Genomic DNA, 18140 nt, shown 5'->3' with positions numbered 1-18140 from the left:
TGCTTTTTGAGGGATGAATCAAAATACAAGGCTAGATAGACAGGGGGATAACGATGAAAGAGACCGTAAAAGAAGTTCTGCTCTCTATCCTGCCTATTACGATAGTCATTACACTATTGCAAGTCACGATAATCCAGCTTCCTTTTGAGCAATTTACGCCCTTTCTTCTAGGCGTCGTGATGGTAAGTGTGGGGTTAATCTTATTTTTAATCGGCGTTAATATGAGCCTGCTTCCTCTTGGAGAAATGATTGGCTCTGCCTTGCCTAAAACGAATAAAGTGTGGGTTGTTGTGTGGGTTGGCTTTTTATTAGGGGTTGTCGTAACGATCGCCGAGCCTGATGTGCGGATCCTATCATCACAGGTCGAAATTGTTTCAGAAGGAGCAATACCGAAGCCGGTATTACTTTTGTCTGTTTCACTTGGGGTTGGCATCTTTATTAGTCTTGCGATGCTCCGCATTATCTTTCAGATGAACTTGGCCTATCTTTTATTAGCCGGTTATGGGATAGTTTTTCTACTTGCCAGCATCACTCCACCTTCCTACGTCCCAATTTCTTTTGATTCCGGTGGGGTAACCACAGGGCCACTGACTGTTCCGTTTATTATGGCACTTGGCGTAGGAGTAGCATCTGTTATGAAAAGAAATACTGCTTCCAAAGATGCGTTTGGGCTTGTTGCACTCGCTTCCATTGGTCCCATTATTGCCGTCCTTTTATTAGGAGTGGTGTACGGATGAATTCACATCTATTTCAAGGATTCGGGCAAACGATGCTGGAGGTTGGAGCAGCGTTAGCTCCATTGCTTTTCTTATTCTTAATTTTCCAAGTCCAACTTTTCCAGCTTTCGATTAAAAAAATTTTACCTATTATGACTGGTTTCCTCTTCACCTTTTTAGGTCTCTCCTTGTTTCTCCAGGGTGTGTACCTTGGATTTTTACCTATCGGGAGGCTTATCGGAGCAGAATTTGGGACTTATGACTTTATTTGGTTGCTCCTTCCGATTGGCTTTCTGTTGGGATTCGTAGCCACTTATGCAGAGCCAGCAGTCAATGTATTAATCCATCAGGTGGAACGGGCTTCGAGGGGATATATCCCGCAAAAATGGCTTCTGTATACAATTTCTATTGGGGTAGGACTTTCTGTCGCACTAGCCATGTTTCGCCTTATTATCGGCATCTCTTTATGGGTCTTCATTCTACCAGGCTACATAGCAGCCTTCCTAATGATGCGCTACTCACCCAAGGCCTTTATTTCCATAGCATTTGATGCAGGAGGAGTTGCAACTGGGCCGATGACCGCTACATTTATTCTGTCTATGTTTGTTGGGATTGCGGGAGAAATCGGCGAAACAAATCCTTTGCTTGATGGATTTGGGATGGTAGCGCTGGTAGCACTCGCACCCATCTTATCTGTACTAACTTTAGGTATTCTATTTGGCAGAAAGGAAAGAGCACAGTAAAGAGCACATAGAAAAAGGACAACCCATCATTCGGTTGTCCCCTCTACTCTCTTATAATGATTCCATTGCTTGTTCAATAGATTGTTCACCCGAAGCTAAGTCGAAGGAACGGTTGTAGGTTTTCTCGTTATCCACAGCCATTATAACAAGCTTAGCAACATCCTCACGTGGAATAGATCCTTGTCCTAGGTTTTCCGCAATACTTACTTTACCGGTACCCGCCTCATTTAATAAAAGACCGGGACGTACAATGGTATAATTTAATTTACTGTTGCGTAGCATTCTATCTGCATAATGCTTGGCAACATAATAAGTTCTTAAATCTTTATGCCAGTTTTCTCTATTATGGGCCTGCATGGCACTTACCATGACAAAACGATTCACACCACTTTGTTCTGCCGCTTCGATTGCTTTTACAGCACCATCTAAATCAATGAGTAAGGTTTTATCATCACCTGTATTGCCACCAGATCCAGCAGTAAATATGACAGCATCAGACCCTTCCATCGCCTTAGCTAAATCATCTACGCTTCCTTCAAGGTCAGCCAATACGGCATCAACTCCGGCGTCTTGATATTTTTCCACCTGTTCTTGTTTTCTTACCATCGCTTTAACCGTATGTTCCTCATTGGCTTTTAATTGCTCCAATACGTGATTGCCAATTTGCCCATTTGCTCCAATTAAAAATAGCTTCATCATCAAACCCCTTTCCGTTATAATAACTTCATATTTATTAGTATTTCATAAAAAGAATGGGCTACACAATCAATCTGCTGCCGATAGACTAATATGGGGCAAACCCATCCTGACTAATTAGGACATGTTCTTTATCAAAAACTTCATACATTCTGTTTTCCACGATCCTGTATGCCGTGTCTACTGTCCAATTCTTCTTATTTATACCATCAAATAAGTCAAAGACCCCTAATCTTTCTGTCCGTTTGCCACCACTACCATCTCCCATGTAAAAATCATCAATACATACTCGGTCCGCTATACCATTTAACAGGGAGGGGAATTTTTCTGTACTTGGCAGAACAGGGGCAATTGCTGCTTGGGTCCGTATACCGTGTTTCTTCAGGTCTTCCAATGCTTTTAACCGGGAGGATATGCTAGGGGCTCGAGGGGTGAAATGTTGTCGGACAGCTTCGTCATCTGTCTCGATTGTCATACTGACTCGTACTTTGTCTCCAAATTGTTTTAATAGATCTATATCGCGCCGAACCAACGGACTTCTCGTTTGCACGAAGAGGAAATCTGGCGGGTTCTCTACCATTGTCTCAAGTAAAAATCTTGTAACTCGCTCTTTACGTTCCACTGGCTGATATGGGTCTGTACTAGAGGACATAAAAATGGTTACTTCTCCTTTTTTCTTTTCCCTTATCAGTTCCTTTGTTAAAACCTTCTCTGCTTCTTGTTTCACATCTACCCAAGTTCCCCACTCTTTTCCTTTAAATAAAGAAACAGGTAGCTTGCGAACATAGCAAAATGAACAGCCAAAGGTACATCCCGCATATGGGTTAAGCGAATGGGTATAGCCAGAGAGATATCCATTCCCTTTATTCAAAATAGATTTCGGCTGCCTGTACTCAATATCCGGTTTCATCCTATCACCCTTTCATGAATGGATCTTTAGTTACCGCTCCGGAAAAACACTTCGCTTTCCACGGGCGGCTGGTGAGCCCCCAGTGCTACGCACTTCGGGGTCTCACCTAGGCCTTTCTTCCCGTTGGAGTCTTCGTATTTTTCCTACGCTGATTAGAATGCCATTTCTTCAAGCAACAGAAAATCCGAACTAAATGATTAAAAATCATCGTTCGGATTTTCTTTTCACTAAAACACTTTCGTCTCAGGCCATCCCTTTTTACAGTTATTCAGATGGTCTATCTTTTACTTCTTCCCCATTTTTCCCTTCGTAACGCAGTCCCCAACCAGTTAAAGCAGCGACTAGCATAACGATCACAAGGAACCAACCCTGAAAGACAAACGGGAAAACCTCTGTTGGAGAAACGACTGGTAACCATTCATATGTTTCCTTCATCGTCCGTATCGTTCCCCAGCCTAATAAGACAGGCGCTCCCCATGGGAAGATATATCCCAATGCTGAGGTAACAGCATCCAGCATATTTGCTCTGCGGTATCTATGAATGCGATATTTTTCGCCAAGTTCTTTAACAAATGGTGCTGCAGCTATTTCGGCAGCTGTATTAATGGTAATGGCACTATTCATTAACGCAACAATTCCCCACATGGAAACCTCAGCTTTACGAATAGATTTCCCAATCCATTTTACCAACCCTTTTGTGATCACCTTCATCGTTCCTCCAAGCTTCAGTAAGTGGGCTGCTGCAACAATGAGTAGGATGAGTATGGCCATGTTTACATAGCCGGAAATACCTTCTATTAAAGCACCTTCTACAATACTATCAGAATCTGGATTGAACCAGATAATATCTTGTATCGTTCCAAGTTTTAATAGTAAAATCACCGGGATAGCTAGAATAATTCCCCATGTTAAGGATGTAATCAAGTGTTGACCAGAAAGGGCCAGTATTAATACAAGTGCGAACGGAATAAGCATGAATAGTCCACTTGGATTCGTTTGATCCATCATTGCTCCAATAGCAGCCTGATCTGCCACTGCGCTCTCTCCTCCGCCAAAAAGAGCAAACAATATTACGGTAGGAATCGCTGCACCAATCGCATATTTGAAACGGCTACGAACAACCCCTGGAACATCTGCCTCCTGTGTCGTTGCAGAAACAATCGTCGTATCCGATACTGGTGCTAAGTTATCTCCAAATACTGCCCCAGCAAGAATTGCCGCAAACAGCATAACTGGATCTGCTTCCATAGCTACACCAGCAGGGAACATAAGTGTACAAAATGCTACGGTTGTTCCATAGCCTGTCCCAACTGCCGTAGAAAAGGTTGCTGCGAGCAAAAAGGTTAATGCAACGAACAAGCCACCCGTTACACCGGTAACCGCTCCGATCCAGACAAGCCCCTCCACAAGTCCTCCAACCTGGAGAACTTGTGCGAACATACCTGCATAAAACCATGCCACCATGGCAATAACACCAATAGGTTGGGCAAGTCCATCAAACATGCCTTGTGCATAATCTTCCCATTTACTTTTTGATAATAATAATCCTAATGTTAATCCTATTACCGCACCGAGAACAAGACCAATTTCTGAGGAAAGCTGAAGTACGCTTGTCGCAATCGCCCATATTACGAAAAACAGTAACGGTACTGCTGCTCCAAATGCCCCCAATCGAAATTCTAACCTCTTTACTTTTGTACTTCCTGTAGCCCTGTCTAATGCTTCTTGGTCAGCCATCTCTATCCCCTTCTCCTTTTTTTATTTCTACCAGTCTACCATATGTGCTGGGTGTTGAATAGAAGACTTTAGCCACCTTTTTAACGCACTAAATATCACATTTTTCCTTATCCAACGTAATCCCTTTTGCATGGTGGGCTGCAGCAAACCTCTCGAGTCCTTGGAAAATATTCCCGCACAGTTGCTTTGTGACTTTTATTGTTGGTTCCAGCCGGAGTTGTCGGATATGTAACTGATTCGAGCTACGGTCAAGACCAGGATCCATTCTACCTACCAGCTGATCCCCAATCAGAATGGGCATAGCATAGTAACCATATTGCCGCTTCTCCCTTGGGGTATAAATCTCCCATTTATACGTGAAATCAAACAAGTCCACAAGTCGTTCACGACGCCAGAGTAAATTATCTAAAGGGGGCAAAAAACGTACATTATCATGTTCGAGGGAAAACTTACCCGGAATACTTTCATATCTTTTAAGGCGGTCCAAATCCTCGGCCATTATATAATAGGTTGTTTTTATTCCTTCTATTGTAAGGCGAATAGCATCTCCGCTGGTCACCATTCTCTCCATGATCTCTTTTCTTTCTTTTGCTTTAAGCTTTTGCCAACCAAATCGAGGGTCACGTGGATCAACTACTCGATATGCACGAATATATTTGGCTAGCAATGCACGCTTTGCCTCTTCTACCTCTATCTTATCTGCCTGGTTCAATAAGGATTGCGGAAGACTCTCCTCTGTAAGATGGAAAAATCTTTCTGATCCTTCTCTTTTGACGACGCGAATTATTCCTGCATCAAGTAATAAATTTAAGGCACGTGATGTAACTTTCGTCTTTGGTTGAATGGTATCCCAGGCGCCATGAACCCGTTCCGCTGATTGAAAGGCACGTGAAGGTAGCTCTCCCTCTAACTTAAACCTTTCTAGTACTTGGTTGACAATAGGGGATAGTTTATCAAGCTCAGGCTGAACCATTTTTTGAAAACGCCCACGGGTTGATTTAAACACAGGGAAATCTTCCACAGGTATCGCACATGCTGCGTTCGCCCAGTATTCAAAAAGCTCTCCTTCAGCCAGTAATTGCTGAAGCATCTCTGGCTGGTAATTAGGGATACGTGCCATGAGAACGAGATGTTGATTCCTTTCTACAGATGCTACAGGATCAAGTTGTACACATTCCAAGTCTCGAATCATTTGCATAACAGACATTTCCTCATTGGATTCGGGAGAAAGATGCTGGGTTTCAAGGAGAAACCTTCTTAAAGCTTCTTTACTCGTTACATAAGATGGTTGCACTGATCACCACACCTCTTTTCCTTCAAACTTATCTTCTTTACATCTCTTTTAACATTTCTTCAATAGCGTGGGCCACACCGTTATCTTCATTCGTTTTCGTAGTGTACTTACATAATGCCTTAATTTCCTCTACTGCATTTCCCATCGCTACGCCACGACCAGCCATTGTAAGCATGCTGACATCATTAAAGTTATCACCTAGTGTCATGACATCCTTCATATCAATTTCCATATTTTTAGCTAACTCTTCCAAAGCTATACCTTTTTGTGCATCCGGATGGTTAAATTCAAGGTTAACTGCTCCTGAAGAAGTAATTGCCAGACCAGGGTTTAAATTAAATTTTATAAACAAGTCTTTCAGCTTTTTATCATCAAGTGAAAAGGCAAGTATCTTATTTATCTCTATATCCTCCCGAATGAACAGTGACGCATGACTATCAATAAAATGAACTTCCTCACTTTGGAACCGTTGCTGCGCATCCTTGCGAATTTCTTCCTCGGACATATCAGGGTTTGCTGTTTTTAAAATGTCGATCATTACTTGAATAAATTGCTCTCTGCTTGTTGAATAGACTCCTTCGTTTGTAAATAGCTCAATATAAATTCCTTCTTGTTCACAATGCTGTTGGACCTCTCTTGCTGTTGTTCTATCTAATGGAGCTTTTCTTATCAGTTCTTTCTTTTCCGAGTATGTATTGGCACCATTTAGGCAAATCATCGGCGCTGTTAACCCGACTTCCTTTAAAGGCTTACTTGCTGCCTCGTATGACCTACCTGTTGCCATCACAACTTTAATATCAAGATCTAAGGCCTTTCTAATTGCCCTGACATTCTCCGAGCTAATCTTACCTTCTTCATTTAATAATGTTCCATCCATGTCTGTTGCAATTAGTTTCATTATTAACTCCCCTATCCAATGTGCTATCAAACTAGCACGTTCGTAATTGATTTTAGTAGCAACCCCATTATACACACTGTGCCTCATTTTGTTCTTTTGATTCCCTTATAATCCTATAAGTATTTTAATCTACCGAGGACTAATTACCTAATTTACAAAACATTTACATTATAACCATACTCACTTAACATTCCACTACTATACTAGCAGTTGAGAGAGGAAATCTTTCAAAAATATAAATTAGCTCATAAAGGGGAGGACAATTCGAATGAATTTCAAAAGATTATTAATGGTTCTACTTATCGCAGGTCTGGCTGTATTTGTAGCAGCTTGTGGATCAGACGCAGAGGGAGAAGGCGATTCTGAAAACACTGATTCTGGAAACGAATCTTCAGAAGAGACAAACGCAGAAGGTGGAGAAGAAACTGCATCTGGTGAATCTGATGAGCTAGAAGGAAATGTCGTAATTGACGGTTCAGGTACGGTTTTCCCTCTAATGTCAAGACTTGCTGAAGAATATATGACAACTGAGCAAGAAGGCATATCTGTTGAAGTAAGCCGTGCAGGTACAAGCGCTGGGTTTGAAAAATTCCTTGCTGAAAATGGAACAGACTTTAATGATGCATCCCGCTTCATCAAAGATGAAGAACAAGCAAAAGCAGACGAGCTTGGCATTGAAGTAAAAGAACTTAAAGTTGCATTAGATGGCTTAACAATTGCTATCCACCCTGATAACGACTGGGCTACTGAAATGACTCCAGAAGAAATCAAAAGCATCTTCCTTGCTGATGGCGGAGTAGAAACTTGGTCCGATATTAACCCTGATTGGCCTGAAGAAGAAATTGTTCCTGTAGGTCCTAACGAAAACCATGGAACTTATGAATTTATGTATGAATCTATTCTAGAAGAAAAAGATCTAGTTGATGATATCAACTTACAACAAGAATACTCGACACTCGTTCAATTAGTATCAGAGGATCCAAACGCTATCGGCTTCTTCGGATTTGGCTACTATGTAAGTAACGAAGATAAACTTCAAGCAGTAAGTGTTGACTTCGGTGACGGTCCTGTAGAGCCTTCATTAGACACAATTGCTGAAGATGGTGACTATGCAGACTTTACTCGTCCAGTATTCACTTACTTAAATGTAAATCATGCTAAAGAAAAGCCGCAAGTTCTTGATTACGCGCTTTATGTAATGAATAACGTGAATGAATTTGCTGGCGAAACTGGCTTTGCTCCTATTCCTGAGGAAGAAGCTACAAGCCTAGTTGAAGACTTAGAAGCACTAAAATAAAAATGTTCATTAAAAATTAAACAACCACAATAAGATGAGAGCTAAACAGGCTCTCATCTTATTGTGACTTTTAAATAATTTTATAAAAAGAAAGTAACACCATAACGTATCTGGAATGTGAAAGGGTGATCGTCTTCCCATGGCACCTAATGGAAATCTAAATAAAGAAAGCTCTATCCGGGATTTAATAGACCAAAAGAAGCAAAAACGAAGTATCTCTAATTTTTCAGAGAGGTCTATTCCTGTAGTTCTTTTTCTTTTTGCTGCAGTCTCGATATTAACCACAATTGGTATTTTATATACCCTTTTATCTGAAACTATTTCGTTCTTTCAAGAAATATCGATAGTAGACTTTTTTACTGGGACCGTTTTAAAACCGTTAAGTCAAAACCCTGAATTCGGGGTGCTGCCGTTAATAAATGGAACCATTATTTCATCCTTAATCGCCATGCTCGTAGCAGGCCCAATCGGCATCATGACTGCTGTTTATTTAAGTGAGTATGCGACAGATAAAGTTAGAAGGATACTAAAACCTATACTAGAAGTGTTGGCAGGAATACCAACTATCGTCTATGGTTTCTTTGCTTTCACCTTTGTTACCCCTGTGCTAGAAAATATTATCCCTTCACTAGGAGCAACCAATATTCTAAGCCCAGGAATTGTGATGGGAGTGATGATTATACCAATGATCGCTTCCCTTTCAGAAGATGCTATGACCTCTGTTCCTAATGCAATGCGCGAAGGTGCTTTAGCACTTGGTGCAACAAAGTTGGAAACTACCTTCCGTGTTGTTATTCCCGCAGCACTGTCAGGAATTATTGCATCTTTCGTTCTTGGTATTTCTCGAGCAATTGGGGAAACGATGATCGTCACCATTGCAAGTGGTAGCTCCAAGAACTTTACTTTTGACGTTACACAATCTATGCAGACAATGACTGCGTACATTGTTGAAGTGTCTGGTGGGGAAGCACCTGCCGGATCGACTATATACTACAGCCTTTACGCTGTCGCCATGACACTCTTTGTCTTCACCCTAATCATGAACTTACTGGCAAGATACATCTCTCGTAAGTTTAGGGAGGAATATTAAATGAAATATATAGACCAGGAACAAGTACAGAATAAAATGAGTAGTAGACTCATTAAAAACAACATATTAAAAACGTTGTTTGCTCTTGCTACAATGTTTGGAATCGTAGTACTTGTCATCTTGATTGTTCGTGTATTAACACAAGGTCTTGCTTGGATAGACATGGATTTCATTACAGGCAAACTTTCAACCAACGCTGACAGAGCCGGTATCATGGGCGCTATTTTAGGAACACTGTGGCTAATGGCTGTTGTTATCCCCGTTACACTAGTCCTTGGAGTTGCCACTGCCATTTATTTAGAGTTATATGCACCAAAAGGGAAATTGCAAGCTATTATCCAAACAAACATTGCAAACTTAGCCGGTGTTCCGTCTATCGTTTACGGCTTACTTGGACTAACCGTCTTTGTTAGGGCCATGGAATTTGGAAATGTAGTCCTTGCAGGAGGATTGACCTTGTCACTCCTTGTACTCCCTATTGTCATTGTAGCTGCACAAGAAGCTATACGTGCTGTACCACAACATTTAAGTGAGGCTTCTTTCGGAATGGGTGCTACGAAATGGCAAACTGTTAAGAATATTGTGTTGCCTGCTGCACTTCCTGGGATCCTTACGGGGGCAATTCTTGCACTATCTCGTGCAATCGGAGAAACAGCTCCTTTAACGGTCATAGGAATTCCGGCATTGTTAATACCATTCCCAGAAGGTATTTTTGACTCCTTCACTGTAATGCCAATGCAAATTTATTACTGGACCATTGATTCGGTACTTGTGGAAGAATACGCATACCTAGCTGCAGCAACCATCATTGTATTATTGCTCATGCTATTTATCCTCAACTCGATTGCCGTCATTATCCGCAATAAATTTCAGCGAAGATACTAGTCATTTTTAAAATATTGTTCTGGTGTAAATATAAAGGAGGTAATGTAATGAGTCTTAAAACAGAAAGTAAGCCATCTTTCACACCTATTGCTCAAGAGACTTTTTTAGATAAAAAAGTAGTCTATGATACGAAGGATTTGAATCTTTGGTATGGTGACACGCACGCATTAAAGGATATAAACTTATCGATTTATGAAAAAGAAGTTACAGCTATTATAGGACCTTCCGGCTGTGGAAAATCAACCTATATCAAAACACTTAATCGCATGGTAGAGCTTGTACCAACCGTACGTACTACTGGCACCATCACTTATAATGGTATGAGCATTCTAGACAAAAAGTTTAGAGTAGAAGATTTGCGCACACGTGTGGGAATGGTATTCCAAAAACCAAATCCATTTCCTAAATCCATTTATGATAATGTTGCTTACGGTCCTAAAATTCATGGAATACGCAACAAAAAAATTCTAGATGAAATTGTAGAAAAAAGCCTTCGTGGCGCCTCTATTTGGGATGAAGTAAAAGACCGCTTAAAAGAAAATGCCTATGGATTATCAGGCGGACAGCAACAACGCCTATGTATAGCACGCTGTCTTGCAATCGAGCCTGATGTCATCTTAATGGATGAACCTACATCAGCTCTTGATCCAAAATCAACACTTCGAATAGAAGAACTTGTACAGGAACTAAAGAAAGATTACTCTATCATCATTGTTACACATAATATGCAACAAGCAGCACGTATTTCTGATCGAACTGCTTTCTTTTTAAATGGTGAAGTAATCGAATTTGACCAAACAGATAACATTTTCACAAAACCTGCCGACAGCAGAACGGAAGATTATATTTCCGGACGCTTTGGCTAGAGTTTTCAATATCCTGTTCTCCCCCTTTGAACGATATAAATTAACCCTCTGTCTAAACTAGGCAGAGGGTTATTTTTAATTTACAGAGGAGCAGATAGTAACACCCCGCTTGTAAGTCAAAACGAGCGATTTGTACTTCTTTATTCCGACATGTTTAGTAGTTCTAGTAACTCTCTAGAAGCTTCCTCATAAGACGAATCCAGTATATGTTTTTTAATTCCTTCAATTAGATTTGCTGCTTCGGGATTGGTTACAGTCAAGATCTTAACGTCCCCATTAAACATCTCGTCCATTTTTTTCTTCGCTTGATTTAAATTATCATAGTTTTGATCTTCTCCATCCACTCCATCAGGCTCTCCCTTTCCTGACATTCCTTCCGTATTACTTAATAGATCACGCTGCATCGTGTCATATTCGTGGCTTGTGTTTTCCGCATTGTTTCTTGCTAGAATTACCGAATCATCTACCACAAAGACTTTAACCCCCGTAACGCCTTCCCCTTCAAGAATTGATTCAAAAAAGGAAGATACACCACCTTCATGCACACCAGACGTCCCAATTGTGCTGTATAGATTTTGTCCCATTCCACTATAAGTAGTGCCATTATTGTTAGTAGTTTCTTTTTTGTCACGTGACACGCCTGGGATGATATCTGGATTATTTAAATTCTCATGTGAATGGCTAACTTCCTCCATATTCGGTTGTTCCGTACTTTCTTCTGCATTATTTTCTTCCGTACAAGCTGTCAAAACCCATGTAATCATCAAAAGCAACAAACCTATTTTTACCATTTTCATTATTATAACCCTCCATTCCTTATTCACGGGATAGTATACCCAATTAAAAAAAATGCATGAATGGTTATTTATGGTGACATAATAATGCCTAGTAATATGCAGGGAGGTAAAATAATGTCAGAAGAAAAGAATAATGATCAAGTTGAAAAGGAGAACCTTTCCAGAAGAAGGTTTCTACGTAATTCAGGTATAGCAGTTGGAGGTCTTGCTGTTGGTGGAGTAATTGGTAGTGTCATTCCCTGGAATGCGGACACTGCCGAAAATAGTGAACAACAACAGAAAGAAACGAAGAATTATAATCATGCATTAATGTACTTCAACCAATCAGAGTTTCGCACGATTGAAGCTGCCACAGAGCGTATTTTCCCTCAGGATGACAACGGGCCAGGCGCACGAGAGCTTGGAGTGGCGTTTTACATTGATCACCAATTGGCTGGCTCGTATGGCTTTAATGCCAGAGATTATATGCAGCCACCATTCTTTCATGGTGAAAAAGAACAGGGTTATCAAGGGAGACTAAATCGCCGAGAGATTTACAGAATTGGGATTAGAGAATTGCAGAACTATAGCCACCAAAATTATGATAGCGGATTTACTGAACTGTCCGAGGAAGATCAAGATAAAGTATTAACAGATTTCGCCGAAGAAAAAGTAAACATTACCACCATTTCCCCAAGTAACTTCTTTCTATTAATGCGCTCGATGACATTAGAAGGCGTATATAGTGATCCGCTTTATGGCGGCAACAAAGATATGGATGGGTGGAAAATGCGGGATTATCCAGGTAACCAAATGAATTATACGGAGATTATTGAAGGAGATTTTAAAGAAATTCCACCAAACAGTCTTCGTGATCATATGTAATGAAAATTTCTGTTTATGTATTACATGCAATGCAATCCTGTGCATCATGCTCAAAATGTAGAAATCTATGAACAAGAAAGGAAGTATGTTAGAACATGGTAAAAAAACTACCAAAAACAGATGTCGTAATTGTTGGAGTTGGTTGGGCTGGCGGCATCATCGCTTCAGAGCTAACCAAGCAGGGATTAAACGTAGTTGGCCTAGAGAAAGGCCAGGAGCGTGCTACTGAGGACTACTATATGGTCCATGATGAGCTCCGTTACGCTCTCCGTTATGAGTTAATGCAGGATTTATCCAAAGACACGCTTACATTTAGGGGGAATGAAAAGATGCGAGCCCTCCCAATGAGGCAATACGGTTCTTTCTTATTAGGTGACGGACTAGGTGGAGCCGGTGTTCACTGGAATGGCCAAACATTTCGTTTTCTTCCATATGATTTTGAAATACGCAGCAAAACCATTGAGCGCTACGGAAAAAATAAAATCCCTGCTGATATGACCATTCAAGACTGGGGAATTACGTATGATGAATTAGAGCCTTACTTTGATAAATTTGAAAAAATGGCAGGCATCTCTGGAGAGGAAAATCCGCTTGGCGGCAAACGTTCAGCTAAGTATCCAACAGCTCCAATGAAGCATTCTCCACAGATGAGAATGTTTAAAGAAGCCACAGAGAAGTTAAACTACCATCCATACACGATGCCATCTGCTAACCTTTCTGAGCCTTATGAAAACCCGGATGGTATATCTCGGGCAGCATGCCAGTACTGTGCTTTTTGTGAACGTTTCGGTTGTGAATATGGTGCAAAGGCTGACCCTGTCGTAACTGTAATCCCTGTGGCAAAACAGACAGGAAAATTTGATTTACGTACACATTCGTGGGTTAGAAGAATCCTACATAAGGATGGCAAGGCGACAGGGGTTCGCTACACGGATGTTACAACAGGTGAAGAGATAGAACAACCGGCAGATACTGTTGTTGTCACGAGCTATGTGTTTAATAATGTGAAACTATTGCTTAATTCTAAAATTGGCAGACCTTATGATTCTTCTACAGGAAAAGGCGTGATAGGGAAAAATTATGCCTATCAGGTGGTTAAAGGTTCTGCAGTTGGCTATTTTGAAGACGAGAAGTTTAACAATTTTGCAGGTGCAGGAGCGTTAGGAATGGTGATAGACGATTTTAACGGAGACAACTTTGACCACTCTGACGTTGATTTCATTCATGGTGGTTACTTATCCTTAACCCAAACCGGACAGCGACCGATCCAAAATAACCCTATTCCAAAGGAATCACCGACATGGGGTAAGAAATTTAAAGAAAACTCCTTAAGATACATTAACAAGACCTTATCCGTTAGTGCAATGGGCGCCAGTATGCCGTATAAACAGCATTATTTGGATCTCGATCCTGTATATAAAGATACTTTTGGAGATCCTTTAATCCGAATGACCTATGACTTTAAAGACCAAGATCGTAATCTTGCAAAATTCACTGCTAAAAAGGCAGAAGGAATATTAAAAGAAATGGGTGCAGATAAAATTGATACAATGGAAGAGCTTGGCCCGTACAATATTACGACCTACCAATCCACTCATAATACAGGTGGGGTAATTATGGGAGAGGATCCAGAGACCTCTGCAATTAATAATTACTCACAGATGTGGGATATGGACAATCTTTTTGTAGTAGGAGCTTCCTCTTTCCCGCATAACAGCGGATACAACCCAACTGATACTGTTGGTGCGCTAGCTTACCGGGCTGCAGAGGGGATTGTTAAATATCATAAGAACGGTGGATTATTAGTCTAGATCTGTTTGTTTATGCCAATATAAGAAGGTAGGGAGAACAATGTTATCCAATATAGGAATACCTGGATTGATTATAATTCTGGTTATCACCCTTATCATTTTTGGTCCGAAAAAACTTCCAGAGATCGGTGCGGCTTTCGGAAAAACACTGTCCGAATTTAAACGGTCAACAAATGAACTTTTAGAAGATGATGAACAGGAAGCTACACAACCAAAGAAATAGATGGAAAAAGAGGCTAGGACATAATTAAATTATTAAGGATTAAATACGGATAATACTTTTTAGCGTCGCTTCGACAGAACACTTCGCTTTCCACGGGCACGGCCTCAGCCTCGGGCCAACAGGATGTTGGTCACGAAGGCGTTGCCACAGGACGTGGCGATCTTAGCCTTTGTTCCTTCGCTTCTTGTGGGGTCTTCGGACTCGTGCTGTTCCCGTTGGACAAGAAAGACTACGTCAGCGACGCATCGCACGCAGAAAATGTTATAGCATTTTCAAGGAGTCTCCGCGTTCTGCCTACGCTAAATAAGAAAACCCGAACTAGGCAAACCTTTATTCAAGGTGTTGCATGATAGTTCGGGTTTTCAAGTGTTAAGAGAACTTTTGTCCCAGTTTCTTGTTTATAGCTATCCTATTTTAAACCGCTGTGTTTTGGCTGATAGTGATTCAGAGGTAGTTGACAGCTTTAATCCTATTTTATGGGTAGCTTTAACCGATTCCAACTGTAGCTCACTACTCCCCAACATCTGCTCTGCACTGGCCAGTGTTTCCTGAGAAACAGAAGAAAATTCGGCAGCAATTTGCTCCATTGATGGTAATTGTTGTTTGAGTCCACTTAATTCAACCTGCATTCCCCGCAATTTACTGCCGACGTCATGTACTTCATTCAGCAACTTATCAAGAGATGCTTGGGATCCGTTTGACATTTCCAATGTACGATGCGTTTTTTGTAGCATTTGTTCAAACTCGTCTGAAGCATGATTGGTTATACTTTCCATGTTAAAAATTGAATTGGTAATCTTCGAAGCTGCATGGGAGGATTGTTCTGCCAGCTTTCCGACTTCCTCTGCCACAACCGCAAATCCCCTCCCTGCATCGCCTGCCCGTGCAGCTTCAATGGAAGCATTTAGGGACAATAATTTTGTCTGCTCTGTTATCCCTTGAATTAAGCCAACTAAATCACCAATTGATCTCGCATCGGATTGTAATTGTCTTACTGTTTCCGTCAATTGAGTAAAGTCTTTCTCGAAAGTTTGTACGGTTTGAATAAGCTGGGTCATCGACTGGTTTCCTGCCTCTGCGGAATCATGCATGTCATCAGAACTGGAAAAGACAGAGTCCATATTGACTAGCATTTTTTCCATTTGCTGCTTCATCTCCCTGAAGTTTTCAGCGCTGACCTCCGAACTTCCAGCAGTTTGCTCTGCCCCTTCCTTCACAACTTGTATTGCTTGATTTAACTCTTGATTAGAAACAAGCGTACCCTCTGAGGAGGCCTGTAGTTCCTTCCCGTGATCTTGTAGCTGTAACGTTGTTTTCCTAATATCTCGTAGTAACTGAACCATTTGTTCCAACATGGCATCATAGCTTTTTTTAAGTGAAATAAATTCTGGAAGCGTGGTATGTAGCACCACCTGCTGCTTTAAATCCCCTTCCCTTACCTCTTTCATTGCTTTTCTAAAGACCATTAATGGTTTAGTTAGACTGCTAACGAAAAGTACAATCAACAGAATACTAATAATTACACTTATTGCTATGACAAGAAGTGTAGAATAAGCCATTTCTTGTACAGGGTCCATATAGGAGGACACTGGGACTACAATAACGTATGTGCCATCAATCTCATCCATCTCCTGGAACGTAAACGTATAACTTTCCCCATTCACTTCTCCATTTAAAATACCATTTTTTCGCCCCGTAATTTTAGAAATCACCTGTTCCGGGATAGCATCTAACCCTTGATTCCCTGTTTCAAAATGCGACGATTCCCCATCAGTTATGTAAAAATAGTCAGATTGAATTCCTTCATTAGAAAGCTTTTCTTGTTGTGTTCTAATATTGGCCACTAGTTGTTGTTGGAAATATGCTTCATCACTTACATACAGAAACTTCAAATTATCCGCGATATATCCCATTAGCTCCGCTTCCCTTAATAAGCGGTTCTCAATCGATTTCGTTGTCATATCTTTCGCTTTCACGTAAGAAACGGTCCCTACAACCGTAATCGAAATAATGAAAATAGCTATAAAAAGGATGAGCAGTCTGCCACGTAGACTTAGTTTTGTCATAGCTTGCCTAATTTTCGAATAGATAGTATGCTTTATTTTACTCAATGGTGCTCCCCGCCCCCCCCAATACTCTATTGTAAAAAGTATATCAAGCGGGTATTAAGCTAATGTAAATTATATATAAAGAATAGTTAATTTGAACTAGATACATTCAATTCTGCTAGTAATGGTAGAAGATTATCAAAAATATGTGTGTTTTGTTTGTAAACCGAATAGCCACCATAGTATGGATCTCTTACTTCCATATTACGAAACTCAACCATACGATTATATAGCTCATCTGCTACCTTCTTTTCCCCTACCTCTAAGCAATAGAGAATAAGGAGACTGTATACAGCAGGGGATTCGTAATTGACTGTCGGAACCTTTGTCTCCCGATTATATTTACCAAAAATTTTTCCATTCTCTGAAAGCTCATTCTCAATAAATTCTAAGAACACGCTAGAATTAACTTCCTCCAACGATAGCTGGTATGCTGTCAGGGCCTGGTCAATCATGTGCACTTCCTTTTCATAAATATACTGCTCACTTGAAACATGATAGGATTTTGGAAAAAAGCCATGTATTACAGGTGCTTGCAATAGTACTTCCATGGTGGTTTCATAGATTTTAATTGGTATGAGACCACTTTCCTTTAATTTCCTCAATGCCAAAGTATCGACATATGATAAGGTAAGATAATCACTATTATACCGCATACCTTTATCATAAAAATCTGTCAGCACATCTCCACTTTTGTTATAGGTACTTAAAAATCCGGCAATTTGCTTTGCCGTTTTATTGTATGGATAGCTGTTCTTCGGCCACATCTCGTCGGCATCCAATAAAGCTGAAACAATGCGTAGATCGTCTACCAACGCATTTGTAGACACATCACTCTTCCCTTTCTCTGTAAGCTTCCAATAAACCATACCATCCTGCTTCAAAAAACGATTAATCAGCTGTATATATGCATGATCAAACATCTTTTTATCCTCTTTCTCAATAGCATAGCGCATCCATAACCCAAGAGATTCCGAAAGAGCCTCTCTACCTGAAACAAGATCTTCGTCAAGACGCTTATCTGGTTTAATATATGTTGCCAACGTACCATTTTCATTCTTTAACCATTTGACGATAAACTGCTCCGTTATTTCGCTGTGCTCTTTATGTTTTTCGCTTTTAAGATTAATCAGTACATTTATAACGATAAGAACGATAATCATGGCAATAAAGATTTGGATTAGCAATGGTTTCACCTCATATCT

The 18140-nt window shown here is 40.6% G+C and carries 17 protein-coding genes; 9 read left to right on the top strand and 8 right to left on the bottom strand.

The genetic code is table 11. The features are described from left to right. The first annotated feature begins 53 nt into the window (after positions 1–53). Both BN985_RS03845 and BN985_RS03840 read left to right on the top strand, forming a co-directional pair. The gene (locus BN985_RS03845; protein WP_042221207.1) at positions 54–737 is read left to right on the top strand and encodes a DUF1538 domain-containing protein; all 684 of its coding nucleotides are present in this window, start codon (positions 54–56) and stop codon (positions 735–737) included. Continuing rightward, entirely contained in the window at positions 734–1459 is a 726-nt protein-coding gene (locus BN985_RS03840; protein ID WP_042221206.1) for a DUF1538 domain-containing protein, read from the top strand. The genes BN985_RS03845 and BN985_RS03840 overlap by 4 nt, the downstream gene beginning before the upstream one ends. Before the next feature lie 51 nt (positions 1460–1510). On the opposite strand, the gene BN985_RS03835 is transcribed toward BN985_RS03840, so the two are convergent. The 5 genes from BN985_RS03835 to BN985_RS03815 all read right to left on the bottom strand — a co-directional run bounded on the left by BN985_RS03835 (position 1511) and on the right by BN985_RS03815 (position 6994). After that, positions 1511–2155 carry an SDR family oxidoreductase gene (locus BN985_RS03835; protein ID WP_042221204.1) on the bottom strand — a complete coding sequence of 215 codons (645 nt, stop codon included), beginning with the start codon at positions 2153–2155 and terminating at the stop codon, positions 1511–1513. An 88-nt stretch (positions 2156–2243) separates the two neighbouring features. Then, on the bottom strand, positions 2244–3065 hold the full coding sequence (locus BN985_RS03830) for an SPL family radical SAM protein (protein WP_042221203.1): 822 nt from the start codon (positions 3063–3065) through the stop codon (positions 2244–2246). Positions 3066–3329: 264 nt separating this feature from the next. Next, positions 3330–4802, bottom strand: coding sequence for a Na+/H+ antiporter NhaC family protein (locus BN985_RS03825; protein ID WP_042221201.1), 1473 nt, complete (start codon positions 4800–4802; stop codon positions 3330–3332). Between the two features lie 88 nt (positions 4803–4890). After that, the gene (locus BN985_RS03820) at positions 4891–6096 is read right to left on the bottom strand and encodes a winged helix-turn-helix domain-containing protein (RefSeq protein WP_042221200.1); all 1206 of its coding nucleotides are present in this window, start codon (positions 6094–6096) and stop codon (positions 4891–4893) included. 37 nt (positions 6097–6133) lie between these two features. After that, positions 6134–6994: a Cof-type HAD-IIB family hydrolase gene (locus BN985_RS03815; protein WP_042221199.1), complete on the bottom strand. Its 861-nt coding sequence runs from the start codon at positions 6992–6994 to the stop codon at positions 6134–6136. 268 nt (positions 6995–7262) lie between these two features. On the opposite strand from BN985_RS03815, the gene BN985_RS03810 reads away from it, so the two are divergent. The 4 genes from BN985_RS03810 (at position 7263) to pstB (ending at position 11132) form a co-directional block, all read left to right on the top strand. Next, a complete protein-coding gene (locus BN985_RS03810; protein WP_042221197.1) occupies positions 7263–8291 on the top strand; it encodes a PstS family phosphate ABC transporter substrate-binding protein in 1029 nt (342 codons plus the stop codon). Between the two features lie 139 nt (positions 8292–8430). Further along, positions 8431–9381: a phosphate ABC transporter permease subunit PstC gene (gene pstC, locus BN985_RS03805; protein ID WP_042221196.1), complete on the top strand. Its 951-nt coding sequence runs from the start codon at positions 8431–8433 to the stop codon at positions 9379–9381. Next, positions 9382–10266, top strand: coding sequence for a phosphate ABC transporter permease PstA (gene pstA / locus BN985_RS03800; RefSeq protein ID WP_042221195.1), 885 nt, complete (start codon positions 9382–9384; stop codon positions 10264–10266). 47 nt (positions 10267–10313) lie between these two features. Further along, on the top strand, positions 10314–11132 hold the full coding sequence (gene pstB / locus BN985_RS03795; protein ID WP_042221194.1) for a phosphate ABC transporter ATP-binding protein PstB: 819 nt from the start codon (positions 10314–10316) through the stop codon (positions 11130–11132). 140 nt (positions 11133–11272) lie between these two features. Here the strand turns inward: pstB and BN985_RS03790 are convergent, their stop codons facing one another. After that, the gene (locus tag BN985_RS03790) at positions 11273–11929 is read right to left on the bottom strand and encodes a hypothetical protein (protein WP_042221193.1); all 657 of its coding nucleotides are present in this window, start codon (positions 11927–11929) and stop codon (positions 11273–11275) included. A gap of 114 nt (positions 11930–12043) precedes the next feature. On the opposite strand from BN985_RS03790, the gene BN985_RS03785 reads away from it, so the two are divergent. The 3 genes from BN985_RS03785 to tatA all read left to right on the top strand — a co-directional run bounded on the left by BN985_RS03785 (position 12044) and on the right by tatA (position 14827). Further along, complete coding sequence (locus BN985_RS03785; protein WP_042221192.1) at positions 12044–12793, top strand: gluconate 2-dehydrogenase subunit 3 family protein; 750 nt, start codon at positions 12044–12046, stop codon at positions 12791–12793. Positions 12794–12888: 95 nt separating this feature from the next. Then, complete coding sequence (locus BN985_RS03780) at positions 12889–14604, top strand: GMC family oxidoreductase (protein ID WP_042221191.1); 1716 nt, start codon at positions 12889–12891, stop codon at positions 14602–14604. Between the two features lie 40 nt (positions 14605–14644). After that, positions 14645–14827: a twin-arginine translocase TatA/TatE family subunit gene (gene tatA / locus BN985_RS03775; RefSeq protein ID WP_042221190.1), complete on the top strand. Its 183-nt coding sequence runs from the start codon at positions 14645–14647 to the stop codon at positions 14825–14827. A 404-nt stretch (positions 14828–15231) separates the two neighbouring features. Here the strand turns inward: tatA and BN985_RS03770 are convergent, their stop codons facing one another. Together BN985_RS03770 and BN985_RS03765 are read right to left on the bottom strand one after the other, a co-directional pair. Next, positions 15232–16938 (bottom strand): methyl-accepting chemotaxis protein, encoded by a 1707-nt coding sequence (locus BN985_RS03770; RefSeq protein ID WP_232225528.1) that lies wholly within the window; start codon positions 16936–16938, stop codon positions 15232–15234. An 86-nt stretch (positions 16939–17024) separates the two neighbouring features. Then, complete coding sequence (locus tag BN985_RS03765) at positions 17025–18131, bottom strand: glycosyl hydrolase family 8 (protein WP_052360601.1); 1107 nt, start codon at positions 18129–18131, stop codon at positions 17025–17027. Positions 18132–18140 lie beyond the last annotated feature (9 nt).

It is taken from the genome of Oceanobacillus manasiensis (assembly GCF_000724085.1).
Classification (GTDB): Bacteria; Bacillota; Bacilli; order Bacillales; family Amphibacillaceae; genus Oceanobacillus_B; species Oceanobacillus_B manasiensis.
Note: the sequence above shows the minus strand (reverse complement) of the source record. Positions and strands in the feature narration are given on the sequence as shown.

Coding starts and splice junctions, on each gene's coding strand:
- BN985_RS03845 (WP_042221207.1), top strand. CDS start 54: ATGAAAGAGACCGTAAAAGAAGTTCTGCTCTCTATCCTGCCTATTACG.
- BN985_RS03840 (WP_042221206.1), top strand. CDS start 734: ATGAATTCACATCTATTTCAAGGATTCGGGCAAACGATGCTGGAGGTT.
- BN985_RS03835 (WP_042221204.1), bottom strand. CDS start 2,155: ATGAAGCTATTTTTAATTGGAGCAAATGGGCAAATTGGCAATCACGTA.
- BN985_RS03830 (WP_042221203.1), bottom strand. CDS start 3,065: ATGAAACCGGATATTGAGTACAGGCAGCCGAAATCTATTTTGAATAAA.
- BN985_RS03825 (WP_042221201.1), bottom strand. CDS start 4,802: ATGGCTGACCAAGAAGCATTAGACAGGGCTACAGGAAGTACAAAAGTA.
- BN985_RS03815 (WP_042221199.1), bottom strand. CDS start 6,994: ATGAAACTAATTGCAACAGACATGGATGGAACATTATTAAATGAAGAA.
- BN985_RS03810 (WP_042221197.1), top strand. CDS start 7,263: ATGAATTTCAAAAGATTATTAATGGTTCTACTTATCGCAGGTCTGGCT.
- pstC (WP_042221196.1), top strand. CDS start 8,431: ATGGCACCTAATGGAAATCTAAATAAAGAAAGCTCTATCCGGGATTTA.
- pstA (WP_042221195.1), top strand. CDS start 9,382: ATGAAATATATAGACCAGGAACAAGTACAGAATAAAATGAGTAGTAGA.
- pstB (WP_042221194.1), top strand. CDS start 10,314: ATGAGTCTTAAAACAGAAAGTAAGCCATCTTTCACACCTATTGCTCAA.
- BN985_RS03790 (WP_042221193.1), bottom strand. CDS start 11,929: ATGAAAATGGTAAAAATAGGTTTGTTGCTTTTGATGATTACATGGGTT.
- BN985_RS03785 (WP_042221192.1), top strand. CDS start 12,044: ATGTCAGAAGAAAAGAATAATGATCAAGTTGAAAAGGAGAACCTTTCC.
- BN985_RS03780 (WP_042221191.1), top strand. CDS start 12,889: ATGGTAAAAAAACTACCAAAAACAGATGTCGTAATTGTTGGAGTTGGT.
- tatA (WP_042221190.1), top strand. CDS start 14,645: ATGTTATCCAATATAGGAATACCTGGATTGATTATAATTCTGGTTATC.